14 protein-coding genes are annotated in these 13,923 nt (G+C 58.3%); 5 read left to right on the forward strand and 9 right to left on the reverse strand.

Annotated features, from left to right (window positions below):
• Positions 1 to 85 precede the first annotated feature (85 nt).
• Entirely contained in the window at positions 86 to 685 is a 600-nt protein-coding gene (gene gstA / locus ACYZTM_RS07965) for a glutathione transferase GstA (protein WP_461988006.1), read from the forward strand.
• Positions 686 to 827: 142 nt separating this feature from the next.
• Here gstA and ACYZTM_RS07970 read toward each other — a convergent pair whose 3' ends face one another.
• The 4 genes from ACYZTM_RS07970 to ACYZTM_RS07985 all read right to left on the reverse strand — a co-directional run bounded on the left by ACYZTM_RS07970 (position 828) and on the right by ACYZTM_RS07985 (position 4,516).
• Positions 828 to 1,841: an ABC transporter substrate-binding protein gene (locus tag ACYZTM_RS07970; RefSeq protein WP_131059746.1), complete on the reverse strand. Its 1,014-nt coding sequence runs from the start codon at positions 1,839 to 1,841 to the stop codon at positions 828 to 830.
• Positions 1,838 to 2,371, reverse strand: a complete 534-nt coding sequence (locus ACYZTM_RS07975; RefSeq protein ID WP_461988008.1) for a sigma-70 family RNA polymerase sigma factor — start codon at positions 2,369 to 2,371, stop codon at positions 1,838 to 1,840. The genes ACYZTM_RS07970 and ACYZTM_RS07975 overlap by 4 nt, the downstream gene beginning before the upstream one ends.
• Positions 2,372 to 2,610: 239 nt before the next feature.
• Positions 2,611 to 3,402, reverse strand: coding sequence for a phosphate/phosphite/phosphonate ABC transporter substrate-binding protein (locus ACYZTM_RS07980; RefSeq protein ID WP_461988010.1), 792 nt, complete (start codon positions 3,400 to 3,402; stop codon positions 2,611 to 2,613).
• A 172-nt stretch (positions 3,403 to 3,574) separates the two neighbouring features.
• Positions 3,575 to 4,516: a fatty acid desaturase gene (locus tag ACYZTM_RS07985; RefSeq protein ID WP_461988012.1), complete on the reverse strand. Its 942-nt coding sequence runs from the start codon at positions 4,514 to 4,516 to the stop codon at positions 3,575 to 3,577.
• Between the two features lie 382 nt (positions 4,517 to 4,898).
• Between ACYZTM_RS07985 and ACYZTM_RS07990 the strand changes: the two genes are divergently transcribed.
• Positions 4,899 to 5,324 carry a GNAT family N-acetyltransferase gene (locus ACYZTM_RS07990; RefSeq protein WP_131059750.1) on the forward strand — a complete coding sequence of 142 codons (426 nt, stop codon included), beginning with the start codon at positions 4,899 to 4,901 and terminating at the stop codon, positions 5,322 to 5,324.
• A 119-nt stretch (positions 5,325 to 5,443) separates the two neighbouring features.
• On the opposite strand, the gene def is transcribed toward ACYZTM_RS07990, so the two are convergent.
• The 3 genes from def to ACYZTM_RS08005 form a co-directional block, all read right to left on the reverse strand.
• A complete protein-coding gene (def, locus tag ACYZTM_RS07995) occupies positions 5,444 to 5,983 on the reverse strand; it encodes a peptide deformylase (protein ID WP_461988014.1) in 540 nt (179 codons plus the stop codon).
• Positions 5,980 to 6,936: a YihY/virulence factor BrkB family protein gene (locus ACYZTM_RS08000; RefSeq protein WP_131059752.1), complete on the reverse strand. Its 957-nt coding sequence runs from the start codon at positions 6,934 to 6,936 to the stop codon at positions 5,980 to 5,982. Before ACYZTM_RS08000 ends, def begins: the two co-directional genes overlap by 4 nt.
• 171 nt (positions 6,937 to 7,107) lie before the next feature.
• On the reverse strand, positions 7,108 to 7,299 hold the full coding sequence (locus ACYZTM_RS08005; protein WP_131059753.1) for a CsbD family protein: 192 nt from the start codon (positions 7,297 to 7,299) through the stop codon (positions 7,108 to 7,110).
• A gap of 199 nt (positions 7,300 to 7,498) precedes the next feature.
• Here ACYZTM_RS08005 and ACYZTM_RS08010 point away from each other — a divergent pair, with 199 nt between their 5' ends.
• On the forward strand, positions 7,499 to 7,876 hold the full coding sequence (locus ACYZTM_RS08010) for a hypothetical protein (protein ID WP_461988017.1): 378 nt from the start codon (positions 7,499 to 7,501) through the stop codon (positions 7,874 to 7,876).
• Positions 7,877 to 8,349: 473 nt separating this feature from the next.
• Here ACYZTM_RS08010 and fadD1 read toward each other — a convergent pair whose 3' ends face one another.
• Both fadD1 and fadD2 read right to left on the reverse strand, forming a co-directional pair.
• Positions 8,350 to 10,050, reverse strand: a complete 1,701-nt coding sequence (gene fadD1, locus ACYZTM_RS08015) for a long-chain-fatty-acid--CoA ligase FadD1 (protein WP_461988019.1) — start codon at positions 10,048 to 10,050, stop codon at positions 8,350 to 8,352.
• 414 nt (positions 10,051 to 10,464) lie between these two features.
• Complete coding sequence (gene fadD2 / locus ACYZTM_RS08020) at positions 10,465 to 12,153, reverse strand: long-chain-fatty-acid--CoA ligase FadD2 (protein ID WP_131059755.1); 1,689 nt, start codon at positions 12,151 to 12,153, stop codon at positions 10,465 to 10,467.
• Positions 12,154 to 12,400: 247 nt separating this feature from the next.
• Here fadD2 and ACYZTM_RS08025 point away from each other — a divergent pair, with 247 nt between their 5' ends.
• A complete protein-coding gene (locus ACYZTM_RS08025; RefSeq protein ID WP_131059756.1) occupies positions 12,401 to 13,345 on the forward strand; it encodes an alpha/beta hydrolase in 945 nt (314 codons plus the stop codon).
• A gap of 42 nt (positions 13,346 to 13,387) precedes the next feature.
• The gene (locus ACYZTM_RS08030; protein ID WP_131059757.1) at positions 13,388 to 13,858 is read left to right on the forward strand and encodes a MaoC family dehydratase; all 471 of its coding nucleotides are present in this window, start codon (positions 13,388 to 13,390) and stop codon (positions 13,856 to 13,858) included.
• The last annotated feature ends 65 nt before the right edge of the window (positions 13,859 to 13,923 follow it).

Genomic DNA, 13,923 nt, shown 5'->3' on the forward strand with positions numbered 1-13,923 from the left:
TTATGGCAGTGCTCTGAAAGATTAATTTTACCGAGGGTGCCGCGCACTATGACACTGGCGCAAATCCCCAACCAGAGCTCTGCCGATGAAGTTGTATTACGCCCCACACGCCTGCTCGCTGGCGCCGCACATTGTGCTGCGTGAACTGGATTTGCCCTTCGAGTTGGTACGTGTCGATAACAGGACCAAGAAAACCAAGACCGGCGCTGACTTCCTCGCGATCAACCCAAAAGGTTATGTCGCTGCCTTGCAATTGGATAACGGCGAGGTGCTGACTGAAGGACCGGCACTCCTGCAATACCTGGCGGATCTGCAACCCGAGTCGAACCTTGCTCCGGCGAACGGGACGTTCGAGCGGGTACGGCTGCAGGAGTGGTTGAATTTCGTCTCGACGGAGATTCATGGAGGGTTGGGTTGGCTGTTCAATTCGCAGTTTACGGATGAGGTGAAGGCGCAGATCAAAGAGAAGCTGTTCAAGCGGTTGGCGGTGCTGAGCCAGACGCTGGAGCGGCAGGATTATTTGATGGGCGAGTTCAGCGTTGTAGATGCGTATTTGTTTACGGTGTTGCGTTGGGCGCCGCTGTTTGCGATTGATCTGGATCCGTGGCCGGCGTTGGTGCGGTTTCAGGCCAGGGTTGACCAGAAGCCAGCCGTTAAGGCGGCGCTGGCTGCTGAATCTTTGTAAGCCTTGAGACCATCGCGAGCAAGCTCGCTCCCACAGGGGGATCTTCAGCGGACACAGTATTTGTGTACACCCGAGATCCACTGTAGGAGTGAGTCTGCTCGCGAATGCGGTAGCTCAGACACCGCAAAAACATAAGACAAACTTACAAACTCGCCCCCACCTTGGTCGCCACCTCCCCCGGTACCCAAGCTTTCCAGATCTGCGGCTGATCGCGCAAAAACGCCTCAGCCACTTGTCGCGGTTGCTGGCGTTTTTCGCTCATCTGCCCCAGCGTCTGGTTCAGCAAGTCGATCGGAAAATCGACTTTTTCAAAGAACGCCACCAGGTCCGGGTACTGCGCCTTGAACGGCGCGGACACGCCAATCGCAAGGCTTGCCGGCATCGAGCGCGTGCCTTTTGGGTGCGGGTTATTGGCATCGGCCAGGGTCTTCCAGGCTTCGGCATCGAACGGCGGCTCGTCGAGTTTCACCAGTTTGAATCGACCCAGCAGCGGTGTTGGCGACCAGTAGTAAAACAGCACCGGTTTGCCACGGCGGATCGATGAGGCAACCTCAGCATCCAGCGCAGCCCCGGAGCCGGTACGGAAGTTGACGTAGCTGGAGGTCAGGTCATAAGCCTTGAGTTTCTGGCTGTTGACGATCTCCGAGGTCCAGCCGGTCGGGCTGTTGAGGAACCGCCCGCGGCTTGGGTCTTCCGGGTCGCGGAACACGTCCTTGTAACGGGCCAGGTCGGCAACGGATTTCAGCTCCGGGGCCAACGGTTTGATGCCGCGTTCCGGGTCGCCCTTGATCACGTATTCGGGCACCCACCAACCTTCGGTGGCGCCTTTGACCGTGTCACCCAAACCAAACACTTTGCCCTCGGCTGACGCCTTGACCCACGCCGGACTGCGCCCGGCCCATTCTTCGCCGATCACCTGAATGTCGTTCCTGGCCAACGCCGCTTCGAGGCTGACGGTGCTGCCCGGCAAGGTGTCGGTCGGGTAGCCGTAACCCTTCTCGACAATCAGTCGCAGGATTTCGGTGATCAGGCTTCCGCTCTCCCAGGTGATGTCACCGAAGTGAATCGGCGCGGTTTTTTCGGCTGCCGGAACATGGGTAGCTACAAGGCTCAGGGCCAGCAGCGAACTGCCAAGCAGGGTTTTGATCGATCTCATGCGGACCTCTGGGTCAGGGGTTGGTTGACGCTGTGCTGGGCGCACAATGCCTGGGAGCGGGTCACGTAGACGCTGACCGAGCGCTGGGAAATCCCCAGTTCGGCGGCGATTTGCGGGTAGGTCAAACCGTCGATTCGCGCCAACAGGAAAGTCGCCCTGACCTTGCCCGGCAAACTCCCAAGCGTCTGGTCCAGGACCTGCAATGCCTGGCTCAGTTGCACCAGCTCTTCAGGCGATTTCACAGTCTGTGAATCGATGTGTTGCAACTGATCGAGGTGCTGATGCTCCAGATCACGACGGCGCCATTGCTGATAAATCAACCGTTGGGCAATGGTGGTGAGCAAGGCGCGTGGCTCGCGGATCGGCGTCAGCCTTGGAGATTCGAGCAGTTGCACGAAGGTTTCGGCGGCGATGTCTTCGACACTGAAACCGGCCCCTGAATGCCGGCGCAAGCGTGCGCACAGCCAGGGGTAATGAGCGCGGAACAATCCGCCCACGTTGTTGCGATGGGAGACGTCAGTGCCGGACATAGAGGCTCCAAGGGTTAGGGGTCGCTGAATGTCCGGTGATCCGGTGGCGCGATCCTAGCAAGGAGCCTTATTCTTTAAAAATACTTAAAAAGTATTTTTATATTCCTTAAAAGAATTTAAATGGCGCTTGATCAATCGCCTTCGCGGGCAAGCCTCGCTCCAGGTTAGGTGTCGACCGCGATATGGATGATCGACACCCAACCTGTAGGAGCGAGGCTTGCCCGCGAAAAATCTATCGGTCAACGCAACCACCCATACCCCAGCGCTTCAGCTTCCTGCTGATAATCGAGAATGATTTGATAGTCGGCTTCGGTGGCCGGCAGCACTTCTTGCAGGCCGAGGATTTCCGCGACATCGGGCAACTCGTGCAATGAGGTGTTCATTTCTTGGCGAAGCGCTTCAACCTGTTCATCAGTCCGCGTCGCAGCCGTAATGAACGGCAAGGTCGGACTGAACGCACTTCGGGCCACGACGCGCAGACCCGCGACCTCTTTGTCGGCATGTCGCGCCAGATAGGCGAAGGTCACGCTGTCGATGGCCGCCAGGTCTGCAAGCTCTTCGCGCAGCCAGCGCAGGCTCTCCCGGTGGCTGCCACTGATGGCGACACTGGAAAAAAACTGCCCGTCGCGATGCAGCGGTGCCAATCGGTGCCGCAAAAGGTTCATGCCGCTGTTGGAATCTTCGCCATTGATCACCCCGCGACTGTCACGAAAGGCCGGCAAGGTTCGCCGTGCATCATCGGCGCGGCACAGCAGCAAGCTGCAATGGTTGCCACCCCTACTGTCGGGAAGTTCATAACGAGGCCGGCCGACGACCCGGACTTTGCCGCGCAATGCGGTCATCAGCGGGTAGCCGCAGGTTTGGGTCAGCAGCAGATCCGGCGAGAGCCAGAGTTCGGGCAGCGTCAGGCCTTCGGCACTCAAACGGGCATGGCCCATGTGTTCAAGGATTCGCGAAAGCCAGCGCTCGTTGGCCTGGCGTATGGGCTCGGGGGCGACGTACATCAGTAATTCGGCGATGTGTTCAGTCATCAAAAATCTCCCCAACAACAAAATTCTCCTGTGGGAGCGAGCTTGCTCGCGATTGCGGTGTGTCAGGCAACATCAATGTGGAAGTTATGGCCCCATCGCGAGCAAGCTCGCTCCCACAGGGTTCAATGTTGCCCATTAAATCTTTGTCCACACAGTAGAGCTCAATTCGCGATCAGTGGAATGGATGCCGCGGGCTATCAATGGCCTTCACTCCATTCTCCCGCCACAACTGCCCATAACCCTGCACCAGAAACCCGCCGCTGCGCACCAGCCATTGCTCGCGGCGCGCGTGGTAGGCGCGTGGCAAGTCGTACCAGGGCAAACCCGGCAAGTCGTGATGCACCAGGTGAAAATTGAGGTTCAGGAACAGCCAGCGCCACGGCCAGGCCGCTTCGTTAAGTACAGTGCGTTGCTCGGGTTCGGTGTGCGGGCGGTGTTCATAGTAGGAGCGAATCATGGCAATCGAAAGTGCCGGCACGCTGATCAGCGACAGGTAATGCCAGACCGGCAGCACACTGTAGCGCGCGATGAACACCAGCATCAGCAGGGTCAGCGCACCATGGGTCAGCCACATCAACCACGCTTGCCGCTCACCGTTAATCAACCGCTGCAATTCCTCCTTCGCCAGTGCCAGCAGGGCCAGCGGCGCGCCGAGCATGAAGCGACCGAGCACGGTTTTGTTCAGCCAGTGCAGGCCTTGTTCGAAGAGCGAACTGCCCTGCCACTGCTCGGCCGTCAGGTAACGGCTTTCCGGATCGACACCTGGGAGGGTCAGGTCTTCGTCGCAGTGATGCAGCAAATGGCTGTCGCGATACAAGGTGTAGGGATACCAGACGGCGAGCGGTGCGTAGCCGAGGATTTTGTTCAGCGATGTCCAACGGGTGGGATGCCCGTGAAGCAATTCGTGCTGCACCGACAACCACAGCACCACCAGCGGAATCAGCAGAACAGTGCTCCACCAAAGTCCCAACCGTTCACTCGTCAGGACAATGCTGAACCAACCGCCATACACGCCGATCAGCAACAGCCAGGTCGGCCACTCGGTGCGAGCGGTCAGGCGTTGACGCAGGGTTTCGATTTCTTCTCGGTGGGCAGCATCGAAGTAATGGGACATGGCGTTGCTCAGATCGGGGACCAGTCCCCCTCTGTGCAATGGCGCAGGAAAATCTTGCAGATTATTTGGTGATCGTTCCGACGCTCCGCGTCCAGTGACGCGGAGCGTCACGGGCTGCATTCCCACGCAGAGCGACGCAGAGCGTGGGAACGATCAATTAACGCGTGATCAATGACCGAACACATCCACCTTCTTGGCCTTCTTGTCTGCACGCTTTTCATCGGCGGTTTTCGCCGGCTTCTTCTTTGCTGCTTTTTTTGAATCCATGCCTTTGGCCATGATACGTACTCCACTCATACGGGATGTGAGATCAGGTATACACCTATCCCCGGCCGCGCGTTCTTTTATAATCCCCCGCTTTGCGCACCGGCAGACCCGACCCATGCCCGACACCCAGTACACCCTGCTCGCCGAGCCGTTATGGCCGTTGATGAACAAGTTTTATCGCGCCCACCAATCGTCGATGAAAGCGGTCCGCGACGCTCAGCTGTGGGTCGCCAGGCGCGAAGAGATCATTGGCGCGCTGTGTTTGCGGCCGGTCTCGGGCGGGCATTGGTTGACGGGGTTGTTCGTCGATCCGGCCTGTCGGCAACAAGGGATCGCGGCGGCGTTGATCGCCGAAGCGGTGAGCGGTCTTGATCAACCGGTCTGGCTGTTCTGCCATCCCGACTTGCGTGGCTTTTATGAACGCCAAGGGTTTTCCTTCGATCCGCACATGCCTTACGCCATGACCGAACGCTTGAGCCGTTACGCGCGCAGCAAACCGATGATCGCCATGGGCCTGGCTAAACAGCACACTTCAGACTGATGGCCCCCTGTAGGAGCGAGCCTGCTCGCGAAATCGGAGTGTCAGACGACATCAATGTTGAATGACCCATTGCTTTCGCGACCAGGCTCGCTCCCACAGGGGGTTGTGGTGTTTTCGGATCAGTCGTCGGCGTTGGGGTCGAGATCCGGGAACATCACCTCGGTAAACCCGAATTTGCTGAAGTCGGTAATCCGCGACGGGTACAGCCGGCCGATCAGGTGATCGCATTCATGCTGTACCACTCGCGCATGAAATCCCTCGGCCATCCGCACAATCGGCTGGCCCTTGGGATCAAAACCTTCGTAGCGAATCTGCTGATAGCGATCCACCGAACCACGCAGGCCAGGCACTGACAGGCACCCTTCAAAACCCTCTTCCATCACTGGGCTCAACGGCGTGATCAGCGGATTGATCAAAATGGTCTGCGGCACCGCTTCAGCATCCGGATAGCGTTCGCTGTGCTCGAAACCAAAGATTACCAATTGCAGATCAACTCCGATCTGCGGCGCGGCCAGGCCAACGCCGCCGACGCTTTCCATCGTCTGGAACATGTCGTCGATCAACTGCCACAGCTCAGGGCTGTCGAACATTTCAGCCGGAACCGGCGGGGCAACACGCAGCAGGCGTTCATCGCCCATTTTCAGAATTTCACGGATCATTTGATGACTTCGTCAGTGGTGGGCTTGATCGAGTGATCCCGACCCAGTCCCGAAACATGCTGTTTGTGTTCTTGGTCATTCTCGCCCGGGACTTTTTCGCCGTCATTCTTGCCTTCGGTCGACATGTGCTCGATCACCGCATTCATCTCGGCGCCCAGCAGCAACACCGCGGCGGAAATATAGAAGTAGAGCAACAGCACGATGATCGCGCCGATACTGCCATACATGGCGTTGTAGTTGGCGAACTCCTTGACGTACAAACCAAAGCCCACGGAGGCGAGGATCCACACCACCACCGCCAGCACCGAGCCTGGGGTGATAAAACGAAACTCCTGTTTGACGTCGGGCATGACGTAATAAATCAGCGCCACGGCCACCATCAGCAAAATCACGACCACTGGCCAGCGAACGATGGTCCACAGGGTCACGATGAAGTCTTCCATGCCGACTTGCGCGGCAATCCAGCCCATCAGTTGCGGCCCGAGCACCATCAGCGCGGCGGCGACCAGCAGCATGCCGGCAATGCCGACGGTGTAGATAATCGACAGCGGAAAACGCTTCCACGCGGGCCGGCCTTCGACCACGTCGTAAGCGGCGTTCATTGCGCTCATCATCAGCCGCACGCCGGCGGACGCGGTCCACAGGGCAATCACGATACCAATCGACAGCAAGCCACCCTTGGACTGCTGGAGTTGGTCGATCACCGGGTTCACCTGTTCCAGAGCCTGGGGTGGCAGGACCAGCTCGGATTGCAGGCGCAGCCACGAGAAAAAGTCCGGCAGGTGCAGGAAACCGATCAGGGCGATGAGAAAAAGAATGAAGGGGAACAGCGAGAACAACATCTGATAGGCCAGCGCCGAGGCATAGGTCGACATCTCGTCGTCGACGAACTCGGTGACCGTGCGCACCATCACGCGATGGATGGGCAGACCTTTCATGTCCGGGAAAATCATTAGCGTCTCCTTTCGCCGCAAAATGGGTAGAAGTCGTGGCGACTCAGGGGCCGTTTTCTACATCAAAGTAGCCTACTTGGCGACTTTGAAACAATTTCCGTGCGCAAGTTCAGGCTGACACAAAAACGGCCATCCGTGGATGGCCGTTCATGTTGCTCACCAAAGGCCGAATCAAGCCTTGTCGACGCCTTTCTTGATAGCGTCCTTGGCTTTACCGACCGCTTGCTGGGCCTCGCCTTTCTTTTCCTGCACTTTGCCTTCGGCTTGCAGTTTGGTGTTGTCAGTGACCTTGCCGACGCCTTGCTTAACGTTGCCGGCGGCTTCGTTGGCCATGCCTTTTACTTTATCGCCAGTGCTGCTCATGGTGTTTCTCCTGTGAACAAATCAATGAGAAAGGTCGTTACACAAAGATTGACCGGAGGCGTTTGCACGGAGTTTCATTTATTTTCAGCCACACATTTCATCGTTCAGTGCAGATCAGGCTTTATGTTTGCCGACCAACCCCCGAGAATGCGCAACGTATTCAGGCCATGCGCTGAAGATCCAATCCCGTAGGAATGTTATGAAACTCGATAAAAAGCAGGCCATTGCCCGCAGAAACCAGGAACTCGGCGGTGCTGTGCTTGGCGTCAACAACTGCCATTTCAGCGAACTGAACCGCAACCGCAACATCTGGTGGTTCGATATCCCGGTGGCGCGCCTGGCCATTGGTCAGTACGAATGGGTTCACCTGCTGATGCACACGCCAGACACTGACGAACTGCTGCACCTGAAAGTGCCGACGGTGTTCCTGCGCGAGAAGCTTGAAGGCCTGGTGGTGCGCAACGAAGGCAAGCGCAAAGCCGCTTTGAGCCTGGAACTGAGCGCGGACAAGGATTCGTACCTGCAAGACATGCGCCCGGCGGGCACCAACGTCAATTTCGCGCCGTTCCGCCTGTAACATTCTCTCAAGCAATATAGAGAAACCTGTGGCGAGGGGATTTATCCCCGTTGGGTCGCGCAGCGGCCCCAAAAACCTGCAACCGCATTCCAGCAGGAACACTGCGTTCACCGGGTTTACGACTGCTACGCAGCCGAACGGGGCGGTGCGACGTTTCGCTAAATCCCCTCGCCACAGATAAATTCCTTCACCCAAGCACTCTGACTTCAGTACCCACAAAAAGCCCCGCAGATGCGGTAATGCTGTTCACTTAAGACAATCATCAGTCGAGCGAGAACCTGTGGCGAGGGGATTCATCCCCGTTGGGCTGCGAAGCGGCCCCCTGCGCCCGTTCAGACAGACCGAGTTGTGTGGATTTACGACTGCTTCGCAGCCGAACGGGGCGGTGCGACGTTTCGATGAATCCCCTCGCCACAAATGAGTGCCCGCGCTTAAGTGAACAGCATTACCGCATCTGCGGGGCTTTTTGTCGGTTACGCGCCGACTTTCTTGGCGTTGAGCTTTTTCAGCTCTTCGTCGCGCAATTCACGACGCAGGATCTTGCCGACGTTGGTGGTCGGCAGCGCGTCGCGGAACTCCACGGAACGCGGGACCTTGTAGCCGGTCACGTTCGCACGCATGTGCTCCATCACCTGCTCTTTGGTCAACGTCACGCCCGGTTTGGCAACGATGAAGATCTTGATCGCCTCGCCCGACTTCTCGTCCGGCACACCGATGGCCGCGCATTGCAGCACGCCCGGCAGGGTCGCCAGCACATCTTCCAGTTCGTTCGGGTACACGTTGAAACCGGAAACCAGGATCATGTCTTTCTTGCGATCGACGATGCGCATGTAGCCGTCAGGCTGGATCAGCGCGATGTCACCGGTTTTCAACCAGCCTTCGCTGTCGAGCATTTCATCGGTGGCGTCCTGACGCTGCCAATAGCCCTTCATCACTTGCGGACCTTTCACGCACAGTTCGCCGATTTCGCCCAACGGCTGCTCAACGCCGGCATCGTCGATGATTTTGCACACGGTCGACGGCACCGGAATACCGATGGTGCCGATCTGAATGTGCTGAATCGGGTTCACGGTGGCTACCGGGCTGGTTTCGGTCATGCCGTAACCTTCGCAGATGGCGCAACCGGTGACCGCTTTCCAACGCTCGGCCGCGGCCAGTTGCAGGGCCATGCCGCCGGACAGGGTGACTTTCAGTGCGGAGAAATCCAGCTTGCGGAAGCTTTCGTTGTTGCACAGCGCCACAAACAAAGTGTTGAGGCCGACGAAACCGCTGAACTTCCACTTCGACAGTTCCTTGACCATCGCCGTCAAATCGCGCGGGTTGCTGATGAGGATGTTGTGGTTGCCGATCAGCATCATCGCCATGCAATGAAAGGTGAACGCATAGATGTGGTACAGCGGCAGCGGCGTGATCAGGATCTCGCAGCCTTCGTTGAGGTTGGAACCCATCAGCGCCTTGCACTGCAGCATGTTCGCGACGAGGTTGCGATGGGTCAGCATCGCGCCCTTGGCCACGCCGGTTGTGCCACCGGTGTATTGCAACACGGCAACGTCGCTGCTGGCCGGATTGGCTTCTGCCACTGGCTGGCCGTGGCCCTTGCTCAGCACGTCGTTGAACTTGATGGCCTTGGGCAGGTGATACGCCGGGACCATCTTCTTCACGTACTTGATGACGCTGTTGACCAGCAGGCGCTTGAGCGGTGGCAGCAGGTCCGCCACTTCGGTGACAATCACGTGCTTGACGCCGGTTTTCGGCACCACGGTCTCGGCCAGATGCGCCATGTTGGCCAGGCAGACCAGGGCTTTGGCACCGGAATCGTTGAATTGATGTTCCATTTCCCGCGCGGTGTACAGCGGGTTGGTGTTGACCACGATCAGCCCGGCGCGGATGGCACCGAACACAGCGACCGGGTACTGCAACACGTTGGGCAGTTGCACGGCGATTCGATCGCCCGGCTGCAAGTCGGTATGCTGTTGCAGGTAAGCGGCAAAGGCACCGGACAATTCGTACAGTTCACCGTAGGTAATTGTCTTGCCCAGGTTACTGAATGCCGGTTTGTCGGCGAAGCGCTGGCAGGATCGTTTCAACACTGCCTGAATATTCGGATACTCGTCAGGATTGATCTCGGCAGCAATCCCGGCAGGGTACTTATCCTTCCAAAAGTCTTCGTTCATGGAAGCCCACTCCTCAGCAACGCGAATTCAGCACCGCATTTGATGCGATTATTATTGGTGTGTGTTTGTTGGTATCTTTTTGTTGGTGAGTCCGGCGCTTTTACAAGCCCGAGAAGTCACAAAGCGCGCCGAGAGTAGCAGCTTTGCCAAGGGTCGACCAGAGCCAAAAACGGCCTCTATGGTCACAATAGTGACTCAAGAATTGCTAGCGGTCATTTTAGAGCAAAGATTCTATACCACCCTGAAAAGCCTCTGAAACCGGGGCTTCAGATCTTTAAAAGCTTCGCGGGCAAGCCTCGCTCCTACGGGTTCGGTGGTGTTCACAGTATCGGTGAACGACACAAAACCCTGTGGGAGCGTGCGATGCGGCGATCCGACTTGCCCGCGAACGCGCGAAGCGCGGCCATTCAACGGCTAGGCGATATCACGTAGTTCCCGTCGCAGAATTTTCCCGACCGGCGTCATCGGCAACGACTCACGCAACACGATGTGCTTGGGCACTTTGTACGCCGTGAAGTTTTCCTTGCAGTAAGCCTTCAGCTCTTCAAGGCTGACCCCCGATTCGCGGGCCACCACAAACAACTTCACCGCCTCCCCCGAACGCTCGTCCGGCACGCCGATCACCGCGCAGTTGGCGACTTTCGGGTGAGCCATCACGATGTCTTCGATCTCGTTCGGGTACACGTTGAAACCCGAGACGATGATCATGTCTTTCTTGCGATCAACAATGCGCACAAAACCATCCGGGTCGATCACCGCGATATCACCGGACTTGAACCAGCCCTCGGCATCCAGCACCTCGGCGGTGGCTTCCGGTTTCTGCCAGTAGCCCTTCATGATCTGCGGGCCCTTGATGCAGAGTTCGCCGCGTTCGCCCAAGGCCTGCTCGACGCCTTCATCGTTGATCACTTTCAGCGTGGTGCCCGGCACTGGCAGGCCGACCGTGCCGATACGCGATTTGTCGCCGTACGGGTTGGTGCAGGCCACCGGTGAGGTTTCGGTCAGGCCGTAACCTTCGGTGATGCGGCAACCGGTGAGCTGTTCCCAGCGTTCGGCGGTGGCCTTTACCAGCGCGGTGCCGCCGGAGTTGGTGAGTTTGAGGCTGGAGAAATCCAGGGTCTTGAAGTCCGGGTGATCCATCAGCGCGACAAACAGCGTGTTCAGCCCCAGCAGCGCCGAGAACCGCCAGTTCTTCAGCTCCTTGATGAAGCCGCCGATGTCGCGAGGATTGGTGATCAGCACGTTGTGGTTACCGGTCACCATCATGCACATGCAGTTCGCCGTGAACGCATAGATGTGGTACAGCGGCAGCGGCGCGATCATCACTTCCTGACCTTCGCGCAGCAGCGGCTGACCGTCGCTGCCGAACTGCCCGAGGCACGCCCGGGCCTGCTGCATGTTCGCCACCAGGTTGCCGTGGGTCAGCATCGCGCCCTTGGCCAGGCCCGTGGTGCCGCCGGTGTATTGCAACACCGCGATGTCGTCGAGGCTGACGTTCAGCGGCTTGATGCCCAGGCCCCGGCCAAGACGCAGCGCACTCTTGAAGGAAATCGCCTGCGGCAAGGAATACGCCGGGACCATCTTCTTGACCTTGCTGACCATGGTGTTGACCAGCCAGCCCTTGGCACTGGGCATCAAGTCGCCCATCTTCGCTTCGATCAGGTACTGGATATCGGTGTCGGGCAGCACTTCCTGGACCTTTTGCCCGAACACGTTCAGGTACACCAGCGCCCGGGCGCCGGAGTCCTTGAACTGATGACGCATCTCCCGCGCGGTGTACAGCGGGTTGGTGTTGACCACGATCAGCCCGGCGCGCAAGGCACCGAACACGGCAATCGGGTAATGCAGGACGTTGGGCATCTGCACCGCAATGCGATCCCCCGGCACTAGGTCGGTGTGGGCTTGCAGGTAACCGGCGAACGCCAGGCTGTAGCGTTCCAGTTCGGCGTAGGTCAGGGTCACGCCCATGTTGCTGAAGGCGGGGCGATCAGCGAATTTCTTGCAGGAACGCTCGAACACCTCAAGCACCGACTTATAGGCCCCAAGGTCAATATCCAGGGGCACACCGGCCGGGCGTTTGTCATTCCAGAAATCAGGTTGCATTGTTCTTGTCCTCTTTACCTGAGCCTATCCGAGCCGCTTTTCTGTCCTTCTTCAAAACAAAGAGCGAAGAACGGGGCTTCACGGACACTAGCAGCTATAGCGAATCAGGCAAATATGCCAACGGCCGTCATTGACCGCATGAATCTTGCTGCAGCGGCGTGGCCTGATCAGACGGCAGGCGCAGGATGCGCTATACAATGCATCGAAGCTGTTTTCCCACCCGGCAGCCCCATGCAAAGGAATCGCCATGATCCACGACACTTTTTGGCTGACCGCGAGTGACCGCAGCCGCCTCTACGTCAACCAGTGGCTGCCCGATCCACCTTTAAAAGCCGTGATCCTGCTGGCCCATGGCATGGCGGAACACAGCGGTCGCTACGCCCGCCTCGCGGAAAAACTCTGCCAGCAGGGTTACGGCGTCTACGCGCCGGACCTGCGTGGACATGGCAAAACTGCCGAAAACGGGACACTCGGCCATTTCGCCGACGACGATGGCTGGTGCAAAGTGGTCGGCGACCTAGCCAGCCTCAACCAACACATCGGCCAGCAACATCCCGGCGCACCGATCGTGCTGCTCGGCCACAGCATGGGCAGCTACATCGCCCAGGCCTATCTGCTGCATCACAGCGCCAGCCTGCACGGCGCGGTGCTCAGCGGTTCGAACTTCCAGCCGATCGCGCTTTATCGCGCGGCGCGACAAATTGCCCGGCTCGAAGGCCTGCGCCAAGGGCGCAAGGGCCGCAGCGCGCTGATCGAGTGGTTGTCGTTTGGCTCGTTCAACAAAAAATTCAAACCGGCGCGCACGCGGTTCGACTGGCTCAGCCGGGATCCGGCGGAAGTTGATCTGTACGCCAACGACCCGCTCTGCGGCTTTCGTTGTACCAATCAGCTGTGGATCGATTTGCTCGGCGGCTTGCAGCAAATCAGCAAAGCGTCCAATCTCGCTCAGATTGATCCCGGCCTGCCGTTGCTGGTGATTGGCGGTGAATGTGATCCGGTGAGCGAAGGCAAACGTCTGAAAGATCTGGCCCATGCGCTGCGCGCGGCCGGCAGCCAGCACCTGCAACTGACTATTTACCCGCAGGCACGGCATGAACTGTTCAACGAAAGCAACCGCGATGAAGTGATCAATGACGTGTTGAACTGGATCGCCCAGGCGCTAAGCCACCGTCGGCCACCCAGATCGGAATAGTTTTTTTGTGGATTTTTTTATTCGTCACAGGAATTGAAACAGATGACCCAGGTTACCAACACCCCTTACGAAGCCCTCGAAGTCGGCCAGACCGCCAGCTACAGCAAGACAGTCGAAGAGCGCGACATTCAGTTGTTCGCCGCGATGTCCGGTGATCACAACCCGGTGCACCTGGACGCCGAATTCGCCGCTGGCACCATGTTCAAGGAGCGCATCGCCCACGGCATGTTCAGCGGGGCGCTGATCAGCGCTGCCGTCGCTTGCGAGTTGCCTGGGCCGGGGACTATTTATATCGGTCAGCAGATGAGTTTTCAGAAGCCGGTGAAGATTGGCGACACCCTGACCGTGCGCCTGGAGATCCTGGAGAAACTGCCGAAGTTTCGTGTGCGGATTGCCACTCGGGTGTTCAACCAGCGCGATGAATTGGTGGTGGATGGCGAGGCCGAGATTCTGGCGCCGCGCAAGCAGCAGACCGTGACGTTGCCTACCCTGCCGGCGATCAGCGTTGGCTGAAGCGCCTATCGGCGCATTTCGCGAGCAGGCTCACTCCTACATTCGACCGCATTCTCTCAGAATGA

The organism is Pseudomonas sp. MDT2-39-1, from assembly GCF_054898085.1.